This window comes from Propionibacterium sp. oral taxon 192 str. F0372, assembly GCF_000413315.1.
Taxonomy (GTDB): Bacteria; Actinomycetota; Actinomycetes; order Propionibacteriales; family Propionibacteriaceae; genus Brooklawnia.
Genome location: NZ_KE340297.1, coordinates 160,389 through 179,020, shown reverse-complemented (window position 1 = coordinate 179,020; position 18,632 = coordinate 160,389). Strand labels below are relative to the sequence as shown.

The following is an 18,632-nucleotide window of genomic DNA, read 5'->3' as shown; positions in this document are numbered from 1 at the left end:
CCGGGCAGACAAGGAACTGATTCAACAATGAGCAACAACAACGAGCGACCCAGCCGTCGCCTTGCCCTGCTCGGGGATCGGCCCGGCTCGTATGCCATCGCCCGCCACGTGCGGATGAGTCCGACCAAGGTGCGCCGAGTGGTCGATTTGGTTCGTGGGATGGACGTCAACGACGCCCTGACCACTCTCCAGTTTGCCCCGCAGGCCGCATCAGAGCCGGTTTACAAGGTGCTGGCTTCGGCGATCGCCAATGCGGAGAATGCCGAAGGCCTGCGTCGCGATGACCTGTACGTGTCGACAGCCTATGTCGACGAGGGTGTGACCATGCGTCGCATCCGCCCGCGTGCCAAGGGCTCTGCCTCGCAGATCCTCAAGCGCGGTTCGCACATCACCGTGGTCGTTGAGCCCCGTGAGAACAAGGCAACCACCAAGAAGACCGAGAAGGAGGCCTGAGCATGGGGCAGAAGATCAACCCGATCGGCTTCCGGCTGGGTGTGACCACCGACCACAAATCTCGCTGGTATGTGGATAAGCAGTATGCCGAGTTCATCGGCGAGGATGACCGCATCCGCAAATTCCTGCACAAGAACTTGGACCGCGCCGGCATCTCGTCCATTGAGATCGAGCGCCGTTCCGAGCGCGTGACCATCTTCCTGCATGCCGCTCGTCCAGGCATCGTCATCGGTCGCAACGGTGCAGAGGCGGAGCGCATTCGTGGCGAGTTGGAGAAACTCACCGGTAAGCAGATCCAGCTGAATATCCTTGAGGTTCGCAACTCCGAAACCGATGCCCAGTTGGTTGCCCAGGGGATTGCCGAGCAGCTCGGAGCCCGCGTCGCTTTCCGTCGCGCCATGCGTAAGGCTCAGCAGTCGGCCATGCGCGCCGGTGCCAAGGGTATTCGCATCAAATGTTCTGGTCGTCTGGGCGGCGCCGAGATGTCCCGCTCTGAGGGCTACCGTGAGGGGCGTGTGCCACTGCACACCCTGCGTGCCGATATCGACTACGGCTTCTACGAGGCTCGGACCACTTTCGGTCGCATCGGTGTCAAGGTGTGGATCTACAAGGGTGACGTGACTGGCACCCGTGCCGAGCGCGCAGCTCAGAAGGCAGCTCGCAATGCCGCCCCGTCCCGGGGTGGCCAGCGCAACAACCGTCGCCCTGGCCGCGGTGAGCGCTCCGATCGTGGCGGTCGCCGTCGTTCCGACGACGCGCGTGCCGAGGCGACCAAGTCTGAGGCGGCCGTTGAGGCTGCTCCCGTCAACGAGAACGCAGGAGCCTGAGCATGCTGATCCCTCGTCGAGTCAAGCACCGCAAGCAGCATCGTCCGCATCGCGATGGTCTGGCCAAGGGTGGCACCCAGCTCGCCTTCGGTGACTACGGCATTCAGTCGCTCGAGTCCTCCTATTTGACTAACCGTCAGATTGAGGCAGCTCGTATCGCGATGACCCGTCACATCAAGCGTGGCGGCAAGGTGTGGATCAACGTCTACCCGGACCGCCCACTGACCAAGCACCCCGCCGAATCTCGTATGGGTTCCGGTAAGGGTTCCCCGGAATTCTGGGTTGCCAATGTCAAACCCGGACGTGTGCTGTTCGAGCTGTCCGGTGTTGCGGAGGACGTGGCCCGCGAGGCCATGCGCCTCGCCATCCACAAGCTGCCCTTCAAGGCTCGTTTCATCAAGCGCGAAGCAGGTGAGAATTGATCATGGCCAAGGCACTGAATGCCGCGGAACTGCGCGGTCTTTCCGCAAAGGAACTCAACGAGCAGGTTGTGGCTCTCAAAGAGGAGCTGTTCAACCTTCGATTCCAGTCAGCCACCGGTCAGCTGGCCTCGACCGCTCGGCTGCGTGAGGTCCGCAAGGACATCGCCCGTATCTACACGGTGCTGCAGGAACGCAACCTGGGCATTATCGAAGACCCCGATCTGAAGGTTGAGGAATGAGCGAGTCAACTGGAATTAAGCGTGCGGGGCGCAAGGTCCGCGAAGGCATCGTGGTCTCGGACAAGATGGACAAGACCATCGTCGTGCTGATCGCTGACCGCGTGAAGCACCCGCTGTACGGCAAGGTCATGAGCAAGTCGACCAAGCTGCACGTGCACGATGAGAACAATCAGGCCGGTATCGGTGACACCGTGCGAGTCATGGAGACTCGTCCGCTGTCCGCCACCAAGCGCTGGCGTTTGATGGAGATCATTGAGCGCGCGAAGTAATTCGTGCAGCTGCGAGCAGCGATGGCCCGTTCCCGGTGGGAGCGGGCCATCGTCGTGCGTGCAGGCATCCACTATCGGGGTGCTTTGCCGCACCACGCGCAGAGCGGGTTGCGGGACGGGCATCCACCGGTGGGGAGAGTGCCCCTCATTGCCGAACCGATTACGTGGTTGATTGACCGATGCGTTAGGCTATCAAAGTTGTCTTGGGTCTGTGCCCTTCACAGGGGACCTCTCCCGGACAGCACAATGGTTCTCGTGCCTGCGGGCAGGAGGCTGCCTCCTGGCAAAATCCAGGGGGAACGTTTCTAGTTTCACCAGGCCAGATGTCTGGAACCGGTGGGACGGAGGAGAAGAATGATCCAGCAGGAGACGCGGCTCAAGGTCGCCGACAACACCGGTGCAAAGGAGATCCTCTGCATTCGTGTGCTCGGCGGTACCAAGCGTCGCTACGCCGGTCTCGGCGACACCATCATTGCAACGGTGAAGGACACCATTCCCGGCGGCAGCGTGAAGAGGGGCGAGGTCATTAGGGCTGTCGTCGTGCGTACCGTCAAGGAGTCCCGTCGCCCGGACGGTTCCTACATCAAATTCGACGAGAATGCCGCAGTTATCGTGAAGAACGACGGAGAGCCCAGGGGCACTCGCATCTTTGGCCCGGTGGCCCGTGAGCTGCGTGATCGTCGCTACATGCGCATCGTTTCGCTCGCTCCGGAGGTGATCTGACCATGAAGCTCAAGAAGGGTGACCGCGTCAAGGTCATCGCTGGCAAGGACAAGGGCGTGGTCGCCGAGATCATCGCTGTGTATCCCGAGCGTGATCGCGTCTTGGTGCAGGGCGTCAACATTATGAAGCGCCACGTGCGTGACACCGGTGATCCCAGCACCGGACGCACCACCAAGGGCGGAATCATCGCTTCCGAATCGCCGATCCACGTCTCGAACGTGCAGTTGGTGACCAAGGATAGCAAGGGCAAGGAGGTCGTCACCCGCGTAGGGTACGACCGCGTTGAAGTGACCAAGCGTCGCGCCGATGGCTCCGAACGCAAGAGCACCCGCGGTGTCCGCATCGCTCGCAAGACCGGGAAGGAGATCTGATGGCTCGCAAGTCCGATGCCCCGATGCAGGTGGCTGAGGTCGCTCGCGCGTCCGCAGGTACCGCCCCGCGTCTGAAGCAACGCTACCGCGATGAAATCCGTCAGGCGATGAACGAGGAGTTCAAGTACGCCAACGTCATGCAAATCCCCGGTCTAGTGAAGATCGTGGTGAACATGGGTGTCGGCGACGCCGCCCACGATTCTAAAGTGCTTGATGGTGCCATTCGTGATCTGACTGCCATCACTGGTCAAAAGCCACAGGTGACCAAGGCACGCAAGTCCATCGCGCAGTTCAAGTTGCGTGAAGGGCAGCCGATTGGCTGCCACGTCACCTTGCGCGGTGACCGGATGTGGGAGTTCGCCGACCGTCTGCTGACCACTGCGCTGCCCCGCATCCGTGATTTCCGTGGTCTGAATTCCAACCAGTTCGACGGTCGGGGCAACTACACCTTCGGTCTCAACGAGCAGGTTATGTTCCACGAGATCGACCAAGACAAGATCGATCGCCTGCGTGGCATGGACATCACCTTTGTGACGTCGGCCACCAACGATGCCGAGGGTAAGGCCCTGCTCAAGCATCTCGGTTTCCCATTCAAGGCCAAGGATGATCCCAAGGCTCCGAAGCGTCGCGGTCCGGTGTATCCGGGCAAGAAGAGGAAGTGATTCCAAGATGGCGAAAACTGCTCTCAAGGTGAAGCAGGGCCGCAAGCCGAAGTTTGCTGTGCGCGCCTACACCCGCTGCCAGCGCTGTGGTCGTCCGAAGTCGGTTTACCGTGCTTTCGGCCTGTGCCGCATCTGCCTGCGCGAACTCGCCCATGCTGGTGCTCTGCCCGGCGTGACCAAGTCCTCCTGGTGATCTTGATCACCTCCGATTCCAACGACGTGGCAGGTCCCCCGGGGAAACCGCTGCGAGAAAGAGGCTGACAAGCCATGACGATGACTGACCCGATCGCAGACATGCTCACGCGTCTGCGCAACGCGAATCAGGCACATCACGATTCGACCACTATGCCCCATTCCAAGATCAAGGCAGGAATTGCCGGGATCCTGAAGTCTGAGGGCTACATCACCGACTTCAAGATCTCCGAGCCTGCTGAAGGTGAGGTTGGTAAGAAACTGACCATCACCTTGAAGTACGGCGAGGATCGCACCCGCTCGATTGCCGGCCTGCGCCGGATCTCGAAGCCGGGTCTGCGGGTCTACGCGAAGTCGAACAACCTGCCCAAGGTTCTGGGCGGCATGGGGATTGCGATCATCTCCACCTCCCAGGGCCTAATGACCGACCGGCAGGCATACCAGAAGTCCGTGGGCGGCGAAGTGCTCGCCTACGTCTGGTGAGCGGACGGAACTGAGAAGGAGGAACACACATGTCACGAATTGGCAGGCTCCCGATCACCGTCCCGTCCGGTGTCGATGTGAGCATTGACGGCCGCGATGTGAAGGTCAAGGGCCCAAAGGGTACCCTTGAGCGGACCATCTCCGAGCCGATCACTATTTCCAAGAACGATGAGGGCCAGTTGGTCGTTGAGCGTCCGGACGATGAGCGTGTCTCGCGTTCGCTACACGGCCTGACTCGTGCCCTGGTCAACAACATGGTCGTCGGCGTCACCGACGGCTACACCAAGACCCTTGAGATCGTCGGCGTCGGATACCGTGTCGTGTCTAAGGGCCCGGGCCAGGTCGAGTTCAACCTCGGTTTCTCGCACCCGGTGATCGTTGACGCCCCTGAAGGCATCACCTTCGAGGTCGAGACCCCGACCCGGATGCACGTCCGCGGCATCGACAAGCAGGTCGTGGGCGAGGTCGCTGCGAACATCCGCAAGATCCGCAAGCCCGAGCCCTACAAGGGCAAGGGCGTGCGTTACCAGGGTGAGTACGTGCGGCGCAAGGCTGGAAAGGCTGGTAAGTGATCATGGCCATGGGACTTCGTGTCAACAAGCACACCGCTGCGAGGCGGGCCGCGCGCGGACGTCGCGCAGCTCGTGGTCGAAAGCGCGTTTTTGGCTACCCGGAGCGTCCGCGCCTGGTGGTCACCAAGACTGCCAAGCACACCTTGGTCCAAGTCATCGACGACGTCGCCGGCAAGACTCTTGCTTCGGCGTCGACGATGGAGGCTGATCTGCGGGCGCTGGTGGGTGACAAGACTGCCAAGGCTGTCAAGGTCGGCGAACTAATCGCCAAGCGCGCTCAGGATGCTGGCGTGACTCAGGTGGTCTTTGACCGTGCCGGTCACCAATACCACGGTCGGATCGCTGCGCTGGCGGATGCCGCCCGCGAAGCCGGTCTGGGCCTGTAATCCACGACGAAAGGTAAGAAGCGATGACTGAATCCCCCCGCGGCAATGGCCGCCAGGGCGAGCGTCGCGGCCGTGATGATCGTCGTGGCCGTGACCGCAACAATGAAGATAAGAAGAATGAGTACCTTGAGCGGGTTGTGACCATCAACCGCGTTGCCAAGGTCGTCAAGGGCGGCCGCCGGTTCTCCTTCACCGCACTCGTGGTGGTGGGCGATGGCAAGGGCACGGTCGGCGTCGGCTATGGCAAGGCCAAGGAGGTCCCCACCGCGATTTCCAAGGGTGTCGAGGAGGCGAAGAAGCACTTCTTCAAGGTGCCGTTGATCAACGGCACCATCCCGCACCCGGTTCAGGGTGAGCGTGCCGCAGGCATCGTCATGCTGCGTCCGGCCTCCGCAGGTACTGGTGTGATCGCTGGTGGATCGACCCGTGCAGTGCTGGAGTGCGCTGGTGTCTCTGACGTGCTGGCGAAGTCGCTGGGCTCGGCGAATGCCATCAATGTGGTCCATGCGACCGTGGCTGCTCTTGAGTCGCTTGAGGAGCCGGAGGCGATTGCCGCTCGTCGTGGCAAGCCGGTGGCCGACGTGGTTCCGGCTGCCATTCTGAAGGCTCGTAAGGAGGCCGACAATGGCTGAGCTGAAGGTGACCCAGGTCAAGTCCGGGATCGGTGAGAAACCGTCCGCCCGGGCAACGCTGAGAGCATTGGGTCTCAAGCGCATTGGTGATCAGGTGTCCCATGCCGATCGTCCCGAGATCCGGGGCATGGTGCGTGCGGTCCGTCACCTGGTTGTTCTCGAAGAGGTGAAGTGAGCATGGCAGCACTGAAGATTCATGATCTCCAGCCGGCTCCCGGCGCTAACCGTCCACGTAAACGCGTCGGGCGTGGTGAGGGCGGCAAGGGTGGCAAGACCGCCGGTCGCGGCACCAAGGGCACGGGCGCGCGCTCTCAGGTCCCCGAGAGTTTTGAGGGAGGCCAGATGCCGGTGCACATGCGTGTGCCGAAGCTCCGTGGTTTCCAGAACCCGTTCCGGGTCAGCTACCAAGTGGTCAACCTGGCCAAGCTGTCAGAGGCCTTCCCGGCCGGTGGCAAGATCACCGTTGCCGATTTGGTGGCCAAAGGCTTGGTGCGTAAGGGCAAACTGGTAAAGGTGCTCGGTGCAGGTGAGGTGAGCGTGAAATTCAACATCACTGCCGACGCCTTCTCGGGCTCTGCCAGGGAAAAGATCGAGGCCGCTGGCGGTTCGGTCTCACAGAACTGAGCATCCCGGTCGGATAACTGATCAGCGGTGGGTGGTCCCGTCATGGGCCCGCCCATCGCTTCATGTAGCGAACGGTTCGTCATGGCGGACCCGGACATCGGTTCCGTGGCAGGATGGGGCAGTGGGTTCGAATAAACTCTTGGGTGCCGACGAGGTCGAGGTCCGCCGCATGCGCACCCATCCGAAAATCCTGCTGTTCCCCGTGTTTGGTGGGGTGCTGCTGATCGGCATCGGCGCGGTCGCAAGCACTCGGCTACCTGACAACTGGCCCGGCTGGGTTCTTACCGTGGTGTGGGCCGTTGTCGTGGCTGGCTTGGTGCCGCTGACGGTGTTTCCCTGGCTGCGGTGGATCACCACCAGCTACACCCTCACCAATCGACGGATCATCACCCGCAAAGGCATCCTCACCCGAACCGGTCACGACCTGCCGCTCACCCGGATCTCTGACGTCACCCACGAGAAGTCGCTTATCGACCGGCTGTTTGGTTGCGGCACGCTGACCCTGCAGACCAGCGCCGATGATCCCCTTGAACTGGAGGACGTGCCGAAGGTGGAACAGGTTCAGGTGGAACTGACCGATCTGTTGTTTGGCGGGAATCGCGTCGAACAAACCGGTACCGATTTCGGCTAGTGGCTGTGGGAGCTGCTGGGCTTTGTTAAGGTCGAAATAAGGACCCAGCAGGTGGAGCCCACGTCGTTGGTGTGAACCCGCATCCGCATCGCTGCGGTTCGGGTGACTTGGACTCCACGGAGCGCCGATGCTCGGTGCCGGGTCAGGGATCCACGCAGGAGACGGCGATGACTTCAGCTCCGACTCTTCGACCACCCCGTTGCGGCCCTGTGCCTGCACCCTCTCGCGAGATGGGGTTGTGGGTATGGAAGGTAGCCATGGCCCTCACCGGTGGTGTCTGGGCCTTGTTTGTTCTCATTCATCTGTTCGGTAATCTCAAGGTCTACCTGGGTGCACATGCCTATGACGGCTACGCCCACTGGCTGCGCGAAGTGGGTTATCCACTGGTGCCGCATCAGTCGGTGTTGTGGGCACTGCGGGTGGTATTGCTGGTGTGCCTGGTAGTGCACATCACTGCGGCCTTAGTGTTACGGTCGAAGTCGCGTCGGGCGCGCGGGGCGGTGAAGGCGGCCGCAGCGCCCACGGTTTCGCGGTGGATGACCGTCACTGGCATCCTCATCGCGGTCTTCATCGTGGTGCACGTGCTTGATCTCACCGTTGGCGCCGGTGTCGCATCCGATCACTTCACGCAGGGTAGTGCCTACGCGAATCTGGTTGCCTCCCTGTCGCGGCCATGGATGGGGATCTTCTACACCCTCATCATGGTGCTGGTCGCGGCCCACCTGTGGCACGGAGTGGTGTTGGCATTCAACGATCTCGGCACGACTTCGAAGCGGTGGCGGGCGGTGGCTAAGGTGATTGCTGGATGCGTTGCTGTAGCCATCGTCTTGGGTAATGCCGTCATTCCGGTAGCGATTCTGGTAGGGCTGATCCGATGACTATCCAGCAGCAGACAACAACTCTTGGCTTCGTCGTTCCTACCTCGCGGGTTGTGGGGGTGAGTCCTGGACAGATCGTCGACGGGCACATTCCCGAGGGGGACCCACGTACCGCCTGGGAGCGCAGGCGGGCCGACTACAAACTGGTGTCCACCGGCAACCGTCGTAAATTCACGGTCATCGTCGTGGGCACCGGTCTCGCGGGAAGCGGTGCGGCGGCCTCGCTTGCCGAGCTTGGATTCAACGTGGTTGCCATCACCTACCACGACGCGGCCCGGCGAGCCCACTCGGTGGCCGCGCAGGGAGGTATCAACGCTGCCCGGGGCCGCAAGGTGGATGGCGATTCCATCCGTCGTTTCGTCGTGGACACCATCAAGGGCGGAGACTTCCGGGCCCGGGAGGCCGATGCCTACCGGCTGGCTCAGGAATCCATCCGGGTCATTGATCACATGAACGCCTTGGCTGTACCTTTCGGCCGCGAATACGGTGGGACCTTGGCTACCAGGTCATTCGGCGGGGTGCAGGTTTCTCGTACCTACTACTCGCGGGGCCAGACCGGCCAGCAACTTCAGGTGGCCGGGGCACAGGCCCTGCTGCGTCAGGTGAACACCGGACGGGTCGCCTTGCATAACCGCACCGAGGTGCTTGATTATGTCATTGATGACGCTGGTGAGGTCCGTGGGGTGGTGGTGCGCGATCTGGTAACCGGGGTGATTGCTCCGATCCTGGGTGACGCAGTGGTGCTGGCCACCGGCGGTTACGGGTCGATCTTCCACAAGTCCACCCTGGCGGTCTCCTCCAATGCTTCCGCCGCTTGGCGGGCGCACCAGCGTGGTGCCTGGTTCGCCAATCCCTCGTTCATCCAATTCCATCCCACGGCACTTCCCGCACCAACCCCCGAACAGGCGAAGACCACTTTGATGAGTGAGTCGCTGCGCAATGACGGGCGGATCTGGGTACCGCGTACCGCCGGAGATGATCGTGATCCAGGCCAGATTCCTGAAGCCGAACGCGACTACTACCTGGAACGGATGTACCCGGCCTTCGGTAACCTGACTCCCCGCGACATCGCTTCGCGGGCCGCTACCGCGCAGATCTCCGCAGGCAGAGGAGTGGGGCCCCAACACGACTCGGTTTACTTGGATTTCGCCGATGCGATGGACAGGTTGGGTCATGATGAGTTGGAGCGTCGCTACGGCAATCTCTTCGAGATGTATGCTCATGCCACCGGAGAGGATCCCTATTCCACACCGATGCGCATCGCCCCGGCCGCCCACTTCACCATGGGCGGGTTGTGGTCCGACTATGACCTGCGCTCCAACCTGCCCGGGCTGTTCACCGCTGGTGAATCGGGTTGGGGCTATCACGGGGCTAACCGGTTGGGTGCGAATTCGTTGTTGTCGGCCTGTGTCGATGGCTGGTTCACTATCCCCAATTCTGTGGCTGATCACTTGGCTCGTCGGTTGGGCCGGACTCCACTGACCCCCGGCGATCCGTGTGTCGCTGCGGCCGTTGAGCGGGCCCAGCAGCGTACCGCCGCGCTGCTGGCGGTGCCGGGAAGTACTCCGCCACGTGAGTTCCATCGCCGACTGGGGGTGATCCTCTACCGAGGATGCTCGGTAGAGCGCTCTCAGCAATCCCTGACCACCGCTCGCGACGAGGTGGTGGAGTTGCGTGAAGAGTTCTGGAAAGATCTGCGGATCAACGGGACCGGGCATGGGTTATCGATCACTTTGGAACAGGCGGGTCGTGTCGCCGATTTCCTCGATTTGGCCGAGCTGTTGTGTGTCGATGCCCTGGACCGTGAAGAATCCTGCGGTGCCCATTTCCGGGTGGAACATTCCAAGGATGGTGAAGCCGTGCGTGACGACGACAACTGGAGTTTCGTGTCGGTGTGGGAATCCAACCCCACCGAATCCGGGCCGAGACAGTTTACTCGGCATGCTGAACCACTGGACTTTGCCACGGTCCACATGACGACAAGGAGCTACGCATGAAGCTCACACTTGAGGTCTATCGCCAGGCATCCCCTGATGCTGCTGGTCATTTTGAGAGTCATCAAGTGGACGGACTGGATCCGACGATGTCGATCCTGGACGCCTTAGATACCCTCAATGACCAACTGGTCCGTGACGGCAAAGAGGCTGTCGCCTTCGAATCGGATTGCCGGGAGGGCATTTGTGGGGTGTGCGGGTTGACCGTTAACTCGCGGCCACACGGCCCAACCCCCAACATGACCGCCTGTCACCAGCGTCTGATGAGTTTCCACGACGGCGATACAGTGCGTTTGGAGCCTTTGCGTTCGGCGGCCTTTCCGGTGCAGCGTGATCTGATCGTTGCCCGGGACCATCTCGATGATGTGGTGCAGTCCGGTGCCTGGGTATCCATCGACGCAGGCACCGCTCCCGACGCGGATACGGTGCTCACCACCGCGGAGGTCTCCGAACGGGCCCTCACCTTTGCCGCATGCATCGGCTGCGGCGCCTGCGTGGCGGCCTGTCCCAACGGCTCGGCCCAGTTATTCGTCGGGGCGAAACTTGCCCACTTGGCGACCTTGCCGATCTCCCAGCCGGAGGCCCGCAAGCGGGCACGCACGATGGTGGCCGTCGCCGACGCCAATTTCGGTCCCTGCTCGTTGCATGGGGAATGCGCCAAGGTGTGTCCGCAGTCGATCCCGCTGGCCGCGGTGGCCGCGGTGCCGAAGGAACGGATCAGGGCGCTGCGCACTGACGCGCACAGTGCCAACGGTTGAGTCTCCTAACCGGCGGCCCCGCCACCAACTGGGACCGGGGCCGCAGCGGCTCGTTCAGCGCTGTGGACGGATGAAGGGGAAAGTCAGCACCTGCCGGATGGAGGAACCTGTGAGGGCCATCACCAGCCGGTCCAACCCGATACCCAGCCCGCCGGTGGGAGGCATGCCCAGTTCCAGGGCAGTGAGGAAGTCCTCGTCCACCTCCATGGCTTCGGCATCACCCATGGCGGCGTGCCAGGATTGCTCCACGAGTCGTTGGCGTTGGATGATCGGGTCGGTCAACTCCGAATAAGCGGTTCCCAACTCCATCCCTCCGGCCACTAGATCCCACCGTTCCACCAGGCCCGGTTGGGTGCGGTGCGGAGCAGTCAGCGGTGAGGTCTCAGCAGGGAAATCCACGTAGAAAGTTGGCGCCACTGTGGTGGCCTCGGCCAGTTCCCCGTACAATTCCTCGATCAGCTTGCCCGCACCCCAGTCGGGGCCGATATGGATGCCGTGTTCCTGGGCAATCCCGATTAACTCGTCAAGGTCGGTTGTCGGGTCGATGCGGGTGCCCACTGCCTCGGAGACGGCATCGCAGACGCTTACCACGGCCCAGTCTCCGGAGATGTCGGTGAGTTCCAGCTTTCCATCGGGTCCGGTGGGCAGGGGCATGACGGGGCGTCCGTGGACCGCAGTCGCGGCTTCCTGGATGATCCGCTGGGTGAGTAGCCGCATGGTGGTGTAGTCAGCATAAGGCTGATAGGCCTCCACGACGGTGAACTCCGGGTTGTGCGAGGCGTCGGCACCCTCGTTGCGGAAATTCTTACCGATCTCGAAGATGGCTCCCATCCCTGCGACGACTAGGCGCTTGAGTGCGAGTTCTGGGGCGATCCGCAGCACCAGATCGGTGTCATAGGCGTTGATATGGGTGCGGAAGGGCCGGGCATTGGCCCCACCATGCACCGTGTTCAGCATCGGCGTCTCCACCTCGCAGAAACCGGCATCTACCAAAGTGCGACGCACTGATGTGATCGCCCGGCTGCGGGCAGCCAGCAGATCCATCTGTTCGGGGTGCACCAGCAGATCAAGGCTGCGCGACCGAGCCCGGGCCCGGGGATCGTTGAATCCCCACCAGGGAATCGGCTGCAGGGCTTTGGCCAGAATCTGCCAGGAGTCAACCAGCAGCGATGGAGTGCCGTTGCGGGATTCTCCGCTGTGGGCGTGCACCCCGAGCAGGTCGCCGCTGTCCACAAGCCTGGCCATCCGGCGCAGGCTCTCGCGACCGATGGCCTCGGCCTCGACCACCAGCTGGCGGTGTGCCATGCCGTCGACCAGGTCGATGAAACAGACTCCGCCATGGTCACGCAGCGAACGTACCCGGCCGACGAGCTCGATCGATGGATCTACGGTGGCGTCCTCGGCGAGATCGGCCAATTCGACGCAGGTTCGTGAGGCAACCGGATAACCCGGCTGCCCTGCATCCTGCAGCTCGTGTAGGTGCCGGATGCGGTGACGGGATTGGTCGGAGCGGGGGACCGTATCGCTGCCTGGGGGAAGCGCCCGGGTGGTCTCCCGTAGTTCGGTCAGCTCGGCAGATGTGAGCCCGGCCCCCGCAGGAGCAGAGCGCAGCATATGGAACCAGTCAGGGATGAATCCCTCGGCGAGCATCGAGGCCACGCCGACGGGGACGAGCATCAACGGGGAGGGCAACCCGAAATAGCGTGGTCGCCAGTCGGGGCGGTACTTGGTATTGGAACGGTAGAGGCGCTGGATCTGCCAGTAGCGGTCCAGGGCGCCCAGCAGCCGGGAGCTGAACCTCTCCCCGGGAGCTGCGGCGACGTCTTCGGCACGGGCGAAGATATGGCGCAGGAAGGCAAAGTTCAGCGAGACTCGCTCAATGCCGTGGTCAGCAGCCCAGGCCATCACCTCGGCGACCAAGAATTCGTTGACCCCGTTGGGGGCTTGCGGGCTGCGACGCATCAGGTCGAGAGACAAACCGTGACGCCCCCAGGGCAGGAAGGTGAGGATCGCCACCGGGTGGCCGGTTATGTCACGGACCATCGCCACCACCATGCGTTCGTCGGCCGGATCGCCGATTCGCCCAACCTCCATGGAGAAACCGCGTTCATCCCCGATGCGCCATCGTGCGGTCAGCGTCCGGGTCTCGTCGATGGCTTCGGGGGTCATCTCGGACTGGAACTCGATCTCGGCAGTCAGACCACTGCGTCGGCTACGGGCATGGGCACGCCGTACCTCGGTCATGGCCGTTGAACCGAGGTCGAAGGATGCGGTCTCCAGCACCGACTCGTCGCCAAGCCGCAGAATCTCGAAGCCTAGGGTCCGGGAATAGGCGCGGGCACCGTCTGGGCCACAAGCGATCACTCCGGGAGTCCAGCCGTACTCGCGGACAGTGTCGTGCCATTCGGTGATGGCATCGTCCCATTTCTCCCGGTTTCCGATCGGATCACCGGAGGCCAGGGCGACCGAGCCGATCACCTGGTAGCCAATGGCGGCTGATCTCGTCGCATCGAAGTGGATGAGCCGGTCGCGGCGGGTGACAACATATGCCAGGGAGTCGTCCTCGGCGTGGTCGTTCAGCAGGTGACGCAGGGCCAGTTCGGTGCTGGGATTCCAGGAATCCTGGGGCCGCACGCTGCGGGTGAACACCGTGACGGTGGCGATGAGGGTGAGGCTAAGAAGGACGGAGACCACGATTGTGGCGGGCCTTGGCGGATGAACACCTCCCCAGCCGTTGTCGCTGGTCATGCCAATGGCCTGCATGAGCACGACCTGCACTTGTTCCCAGACCGTCCAGGGACGGCTCCGGTACACCAGGATGATCAGCGTACCGATCGCGGTGGCCAGGGCTGAGCCGCTGAGTAGCACGAGAAATGCCCGCAGCCATGAGCCGCGTACCAGCTTGGCCGGGAAAACAGGCCACAGCCACCAGCACAGCCATATCCCGAACAGGGAGAAAAGCAGCCAACCGGTGAATATCGCGGTAAGCATGAAATCCTGGGTCGCAGGGTCGGTGATGCTGGGAACAGCAATGACGGTGGAACTCAGCACTCCGAATATCTGGAACAGCAGGACCATAACCAGCCCGGCGCGTTTGCGATGGGCTAAGCCGTGGGTGACAACGGCCAACAGCACCACCGAGATCAGCGATGCCCCGGCCGGTGCGTTGCCCGCCAAGAAAAACAGATCGAGCCATAGCTGGTCGTGCAGTTCGTGGACCAGCCGATAACTCAGCCATATCCATGCGGAAAGGAGTACGGCAGCTGCGTAGTACCAGCACAGCAGGTTGGCGACGCGTTGCTTGCGCAGGCTCATTTCGTCTCCGTCCAGGCGAACTGGGGTGAGGTGGTGCCCAGCCATTCCAGCCCGACCGGAATGCCGGTGGTCCATACTTCGGCGGAGTGTCCGCCGCTGGCCAGCGTGGTGTGGGTGAGTGAGGTGGGGGCTCGTACGTGGGGGGCGAAACGCTGCATCGACTGGTACGGCGCGGCATCGTCGACGGCTACCCAGAACCACAGGCGTACGTCGGGTGCGGTTGTCTCGGCAACTGTATCCAAGTTGTAGGCGGGGTCATCAAGTGGGCGTAGCGCGGGACCGTCGAAGGCTAAGTGGAAGAAACCAGCTAGTGAAACTGCACTCGAGTACAGCTCCGGATGGCGCATAGTGAGCATCGTGGAGCACCAGCCACCGGCGCTGTAGCCGAGGGTTGTCCAGCCGCTGGGAGCATCGGCTGCTCGCAGATTGGTCTTCACCCATTCAGTGACATCCTTGGTGACCCATGTCTCCGTGCGTACGCTACCGTCGGTGGAATCGACACATTCAGTGTCGCCGTTGTTCTCGAAGACGTCGGGGATCACCACGATGGCATGACGCATCTTCTGAGCGTCAACTAGGCCATTGATGGTTTCGCCGATCTTGAGGTTCTGGTAGGTTTCGATCGACCCGGGAACCCCGGGGAAGGCGACGATCACCGGATGGAAGCGGTTCTGGTCACTCAGATAGTTTGGAGGCAGCCAGATCAACGCCTTGTGGGTGCGCTCGGTTCCTGACTCGGGGATCGATACCGTGATGTACCTTCCCTTAGTGGGATCCGACCAGTCCTGGGTACCAAAGGCTGGATTGGTCGTGGGGTCCTTTTGGATTGCGGTGGCCTCCTTTTGCTGTGGGGGCGCATCGGGTTCTCCCGGGGTCTGAGCATCAGGATTGGTGGGGGTCTCGGCTCCGACGGTTGTCTGTTCCATGATGGCTCCGGAACCGAGCAGCGAGGTCCAGCTTCCGTACCAGCCGTTGGCTCGGTTCAAGGCCAGGGCGATCACCAACATGGCGAATACCAAAGTGGTGAGAAATGCTATGAATTGGCGCAGGATTGATCCCCAAACGGTTCTGGTGTGATGTCTGGGAATGTGTATCAAGGCCCACCAGCAAGCTGCGATGAGCAGCGACGCGGCTACGGCCAGCGGTGCCGGGCCGGTTGGTGCGAACCAGTGGGCCATGTATCCATCCTTTCGATGTTGTGAATGTGGCGCTTTCCATCGTGGCTGATGACTATTGTTACGCACCGGGCACCGGTGGGCTTCCCGGGGAGAGGTCAGGGAGTTGGTGGGCCGAAGGCGTTGACCGAAGCCAACTGCGACCTCGCACAGGTCACGGATGGCCGGATTGCGTCGTCAATGCCGTCCTTGCCGCGACAACTGGGTTGTTGGCCTGGTGCTTGATAGGCTGGCCGAGCTGCGCGTGGTGCGTCTGTTTGGGCACGCCCGCAATTCAATCTACTAGGAAAGAGGGGACCGGGTGCTTTCCGCCTTCCTCACGGCATTCAAGACGCCGGATCTACGCAAGAAGATCCTGTTCACTCTGGGCATCCTCGTGGTGTTCCGCCTGGGTTCCACCATCCCCTCGCCGAATGTGAACACCGCTGCGATCAACACCTGCGCAGCCAAGGCGACCACCGGTTCCCAGGCCGGGGTCTACTCGATGATCAACTTGTTCTCTGGTGGTGCGTTGCTGCAGCTGTCGATCTTCGCGCTGGGCATCATGCCCTACATCACTTCCTCGATCATTCTTCAGCTTCTCACGGTGGTCATCCCACGGTTGGAGGCGTTGAAGAAGGAGGGAGCCTCCGGCCAGCAGACGATCACCAAGTACACCCGCTGGTTAACCATCGTGCTCGGTTTGTTGCAGGCTACCTCGTTCACCATGCTTGCGGTAAATGGTCAGTTGTTCCGTGACTGCAGCGAGAATCTGGTCCACTCCACCGATATCTTCCCCATCGTCGTGATGATCCTCACCATGACCGCAGGCACCTCCATCATCATGTGGCTCGGCGAGTTGATTACCGACCGTGGTATCGGAAACGGCATGTCCGTACTGATCTTCACCCAGATCGTGGCCACCTTCCCCTCGGGAATGTGGAACATCCGCCAGAGCCAGTCGGATGTCCGCACCGGAACGATGGTGATGCTCGCGGTGATCGCTATCGGTCTGCTGGTGATGGCTGGAGTGTTGTTCGTCGAGCAGGCCCAGCGTCGCATTCCGGTGCAGTACGCCAAGCGGATGGTGGGCAACCGTTTGATGGGCGGTTCCTCGACCTACATCCCGCTCAAGGTGAACCAGGCCGGTGTCATCCCAGTCATCTTCGCATCCTCAATCCTTTACCTTCCGGTGCTGTTCACCATGTTCAAGACCGACGGCCCGGTCGCCGACTGGATCGCCGCGAACCTGGCCACCGGTACCGGGGGCTGGTACAGCGCCATCTTCTTCGTGCTGATCATCTTCTTCGCCTATTTCTATGTGTCGATCACCTTCGACCCAGTCGAGATCTCGGACAACATGAAAAAGTACGGCGGCTTCATTCCCGGTGTTCGCGCGGGGAAGCCGACGGAGAAGTATCTTGGTTATGTGCTGTCGCGCTTGACCGCCCCTGGGTCTTTGTACCTGGCGGTGATCGCCCTGATTCCCGCAGTGGCGATCATGGCCTTCCATGCCGACCAGAACTTCCCGTTCGGTGGCACGTCGTTGCTGATCATGGTGGGTGTGGGTCTTGACACGGTCAAGCAGATCGAGAGCCAACTGCATCAGCGTCACTACGAAGGGTTCTTGAAGTGAGACTGCTCATCATGGGCGCCCCCGGCGCCGGAAAGGGGACCCAGGCTCCTGCTCTGGCTGCCCATCATGGTGTTCCTGCGATTTCCACCGGCGATATTTTCCGCGCCAATGTGAAGAGTGGTACCGAGCTCGGCAAGAAGGTCGAGGCTCTGCTGGCTGCCGGTGATCTTGTCCCCGATTCGCTGACCGAGGAGATCATCGCCGATCGTCTTGATCAGCCCGATACCGCGAATGGTTTCCTGCTGGATGGCTTCCCGCGCAACATGCATCAGGTTGAGGCCCTGGATGCTTACTTGACGAGCAAAGGACAGGCGCTTGATGCCGTTGTCTTCTTGGATGTTGATCCCGAGGTGCTCATCACACGGTTGCTGCGTCGTGCCGAGTTGGAGGGCCGCGCCGACGACAACGAGGAGACCATCCGGCGGCGTATGGACATCTATTCTTCTGAGACCAAGCCGTTGCTTGATCACTACGCAGCCAAGGGGCTGCTGGTCGACGTGAACGGCATCGGTTCGGTGGAAGAAGTGGATGCCCGTATCCAGGCCGCGGTCAAGGAGCACTTGGCCAAGTGAGCCGTCATGGCATCCAGTTGAAGACTCCGGCTCAGATCGCGATGATGCGCCGAGCCGGGCTGGTAGTTGCCAAAGGACTCGCCGAAATGGGGGCCGCCGCTGTTGCTGGGGCGACCTTGGCAGAGATCGACGCCGTGGGCCGCGACGTGCTCGCCGTGCACGGTGCTACCTCGAATTTCTTGGGTTATGGAGCCGAGTGGGGTTACCCACCCTATCCGGGGGTAGCCTGTATCTCGGTGAATGAGGTTGTCGTCCACGGTATCCCCGATCAACGCAGACTGGTCGCAGGGGATATCGTGTCCATCGATTTCGGTGCGGTCGTCGACGGTTGGCACGGCGATGCAGCGCGGACCTTCATGGTCGGTGAGGTTGATGATGAATCCCGTAGGCTCTCCGAGGTAACTAGGAATGCCTTGTGGGACGGGATCGCCGCGGTGGCCTCCGCCAAACGGGTGGGGGACATCTCCCACGCAATCCAGCGCAGTGTCGAGACCTCCGGGCTGCAAGTTGGCATCGTGCGTGAGTACACCGGGCACGGCATCGGTACCGAGATGCATCAGGAACCGGATGTGCCCAATTCAGGGCGTCCACACCGCGGTGCTCGCATTGTCCCGGGTGTCTGTTTGGCGATTGAGCCGATCCTCACCCTCGGTTCGCCCGAGAACGTAGAACTTGACGACGAGTGGACAGTGGTCACCTGTGATGGTTCACGTGCAGCCCACTGGGAGAACTCGGTGGCGGTGCTCGCCGACGGTATTTTCGTGCTCACCGAGCCTGACGGGGGAGCAGCAGAACTAGCCGCCAGGGGAGTGCGGATCGCGTCACTCGACTGAGTTTCT

24 protein-coding genes are annotated in these 18,632 nt (G+C 61.8%); 22 read left to right on the top strand and 2 right to left on the bottom strand.

The genetic code is table 11. The features are described from left to right. Nucleotides 1-27 precede the first annotated feature (27 nt). The 19 genes from rplV (at nt 28) to HMPREF1531_RS00750 (ending at nt 11,116) form a co-directional block, all read left to right on the top strand. Complete coding sequence (rplV, locus tag HMPREF1531_RS00840; RefSeq protein ID WP_016667996.1) at nt 28-453, top strand: 50S ribosomal protein L22; 426 nt, start codon at nt 28-30, stop codon at nt 451-453. Between the two features lie 2 nt (nt 454-455). After that, nucleotides 456-1,280 (top strand): 30S ribosomal protein S3, encoded by an 825-nt coding sequence (gene rpsC / locus HMPREF1531_RS00835; protein WP_016667995.1) that lies wholly within the window; start codon nt 456-458, stop codon nt 1,278-1,280. Between the two features lie 2 nt (nt 1,281-1,282). Next, on the top strand, nt 1,283-1,702 hold the full coding sequence (gene rplP / locus HMPREF1531_RS00830; protein ID WP_016667994.1) for a 50S ribosomal protein L16: 420 nt from the start codon (nt 1,283-1,285) through the stop codon (nt 1,700-1,702). Nucleotides 1,703-1,704: 2 nt separating this feature from the next. Next, nucleotides 1,705-1,941, top strand: a complete 237-nt coding sequence (rpmC, locus tag HMPREF1531_RS00825; protein ID WP_016667993.1) for a 50S ribosomal protein L29 — start codon at nt 1,705-1,707, stop codon at nt 1,939-1,941. Continuing rightward, nucleotides 1,938-2,210 (top strand): 30S ribosomal protein S17, encoded by a 273-nt coding sequence (gene rpsQ, locus HMPREF1531_RS00820; RefSeq protein WP_016667992.1) that lies wholly within the window; start codon nt 1,938-1,940, stop codon nt 2,208-2,210. The genes rpmC and rpsQ overlap by 4 nt, the downstream gene beginning before the upstream one ends. A gap of 354 nt (nt 2,211-2,564) precedes the next feature. Next, nucleotides 2,565-2,933, top strand: coding sequence for a 50S ribosomal protein L14 (rplN, locus tag HMPREF1531_RS00815; protein ID WP_016667991.1), 369 nt, complete (start codon nt 2,565-2,567; stop codon nt 2,931-2,933). A gap of 2 nt (nt 2,934-2,935) precedes the next feature. Further along, complete coding sequence (gene rplX / locus HMPREF1531_RS00810) at nt 2,936-3,304, top strand: 50S ribosomal protein L24 (protein ID WP_016667990.1); 369 nt, start codon at nt 2,936-2,938, stop codon at nt 3,302-3,304. A gap of 23 nt (nt 3,305-3,327) precedes the next feature. After that, nucleotides 3,328-3,966: a 50S ribosomal protein L5 gene (rplE, locus tag HMPREF1531_RS00805; RefSeq protein WP_051123389.1), complete on the top strand. Its 639-nt coding sequence runs from the start codon at nt 3,328-3,330 to the stop codon at nt 3,964-3,966. 7 nt (nt 3,967-3,973) lie between these two features. Next, a complete protein-coding gene (locus HMPREF1531_RS00800) occupies nt 3,974-4,159 on the top strand; it encodes a type Z 30S ribosomal protein S14 (RefSeq protein ID WP_016667988.1) in 186 nt (61 codons plus the stop codon). A gap of 74 nt (nt 4,160-4,233) precedes the next feature. After that, entirely contained in the window at nt 4,234-4,641 is a 408-nt protein-coding gene (gene rpsH / locus HMPREF1531_RS00795) for a 30S ribosomal protein S8 (RefSeq protein ID WP_016667987.1), read from the top strand. A gap of 29 nt (nt 4,642-4,670) precedes the next feature. Continuing rightward, nucleotides 4,671-5,213, top strand: coding sequence for a 50S ribosomal protein L6 (rplF, locus tag HMPREF1531_RS00790; protein WP_016667986.1), 543 nt, complete (start codon nt 4,671-4,673; stop codon nt 5,211-5,213). Between the two features lie 2 nt (nt 5,214-5,215). Then, nucleotides 5,216-5,599, top strand: a complete 384-nt coding sequence (gene rplR, locus HMPREF1531_RS00785) for a 50S ribosomal protein L18 (protein WP_016667985.1) — start codon at nt 5,216-5,218, stop codon at nt 5,597-5,599. Nucleotides 5,600-5,622: 23 nt separating this feature from the next. After that, on the top strand, nt 5,623-6,231 hold the full coding sequence (gene rpsE, locus HMPREF1531_RS00780; protein WP_016667984.1) for a 30S ribosomal protein S5: 609 nt from the start codon (nt 5,623-5,625) through the stop codon (nt 6,229-6,231). Continuing rightward, nucleotides 6,224-6,406, top strand: a complete 183-nt coding sequence (rpmD, locus tag HMPREF1531_RS00775) for a 50S ribosomal protein L30 (protein ID WP_016667983.1) — start codon at nt 6,224-6,226, stop codon at nt 6,404-6,406. The genes rpsE and rpmD overlap by 8 nt, the downstream gene beginning before the upstream one ends. 2 nt (nt 6,407-6,408) lie before the next feature. Next, nucleotides 6,409-6,855, top strand: coding sequence for a 50S ribosomal protein L15 (rplO, locus tag HMPREF1531_RS00770; protein WP_016667982.1), 447 nt, complete (start codon nt 6,409-6,411; stop codon nt 6,853-6,855). A 121-nt stretch (nt 6,856-6,976) separates the two neighbouring features. After that, entirely contained in the window at nt 6,977-7,486 is a 510-nt protein-coding gene (locus HMPREF1531_RS00765; RefSeq protein WP_016667981.1) for a PH domain-containing protein, read from the top strand. 257 nt (nt 7,487-7,743) lie between these two features. After that, nucleotides 7,744-8,364: a succinate dehydrogenase cytochrome b subunit gene (locus HMPREF1531_RS00760; RefSeq protein ID WP_198011052.1), complete on the top strand. Its 621-nt coding sequence runs from the start codon at nt 7,744-7,746 to the stop codon at nt 8,362-8,364. Further along, nucleotides 8,361-10,361 (top strand): fumarate reductase/succinate dehydrogenase flavoprotein subunit, encoded by a 2,001-nt coding sequence (locus tag HMPREF1531_RS00755; protein WP_016667979.1) that lies wholly within the window; start codon nt 8,361-8,363, stop codon nt 10,359-10,361. Before HMPREF1531_RS00760 ends, HMPREF1531_RS00755 begins: the two co-directional genes overlap by 4 nt. After that, nucleotides 10,358-11,116, top strand: a complete 759-nt coding sequence (locus HMPREF1531_RS00750) for a succinate dehydrogenase/fumarate reductase iron-sulfur subunit (RefSeq protein WP_016667978.1) — start codon at nt 10,358-10,360, stop codon at nt 11,114-11,116. Before HMPREF1531_RS00755 ends, HMPREF1531_RS00750 begins: the two co-directional genes overlap by 4 nt. Nucleotides 11,117-11,170: 54 nt before the next feature. Here HMPREF1531_RS00750 and lysX read toward each other — a convergent pair whose 3' ends face one another. Both lysX and HMPREF1531_RS00740 read right to left on the bottom strand, forming a co-directional pair. Beyond that, nucleotides 11,171-14,431, bottom strand: a complete 3,261-nt coding sequence (lysX, locus tag HMPREF1531_RS00745) for a bifunctional lysylphosphatidylglycerol synthetase/lysine--tRNA ligase LysX (protein ID WP_016667977.1) — start codon at nt 14,429-14,431, stop codon at nt 11,171-11,173. After that, entirely contained in the window at nt 14,428-15,609 is a 1,182-nt protein-coding gene (locus tag HMPREF1531_RS00740) for an alpha/beta hydrolase (protein ID WP_016667976.1), read from the bottom strand. The genes lysX and HMPREF1531_RS00740 overlap by 4 nt, the downstream gene beginning before the upstream one ends. 298 nt (nt 15,610-15,907) lie before the next feature. Between HMPREF1531_RS00740 and secY the strand changes: the two genes are divergently transcribed. Genes secY through map form a run of 3 tightly spaced genes read left to right on the top strand, consistent with a single transcriptional unit; the run spans nt 15,908 to nt 18,626 of the window. Beyond that, complete coding sequence (gene secY, locus HMPREF1531_RS00735) at nt 15,908-17,221, top strand: preprotein translocase subunit SecY (RefSeq protein ID WP_016667974.1); 1,314 nt, start codon at nt 15,908-15,910, stop codon at nt 17,219-17,221. Then, nucleotides 17,218-17,793, top strand: coding sequence for an adenylate kinase (locus HMPREF1531_RS00730; RefSeq protein ID WP_036896889.1), 576 nt, complete (start codon nt 17,218-17,220; stop codon nt 17,791-17,793). Before secY ends, HMPREF1531_RS00730 begins: the two co-directional genes overlap by 4 nt. Then, a complete protein-coding gene (gene map, locus HMPREF1531_RS00725) occupies nt 17,790-18,626 on the top strand; it encodes a type I methionyl aminopeptidase (RefSeq protein ID WP_016667972.1) in 837 nt (278 codons plus the stop codon). Before HMPREF1531_RS00730 ends, map begins: the two co-directional genes overlap by 4 nt. The last annotated feature ends 6 nt before the right edge of the window (nt 18,627-18,632 follow it).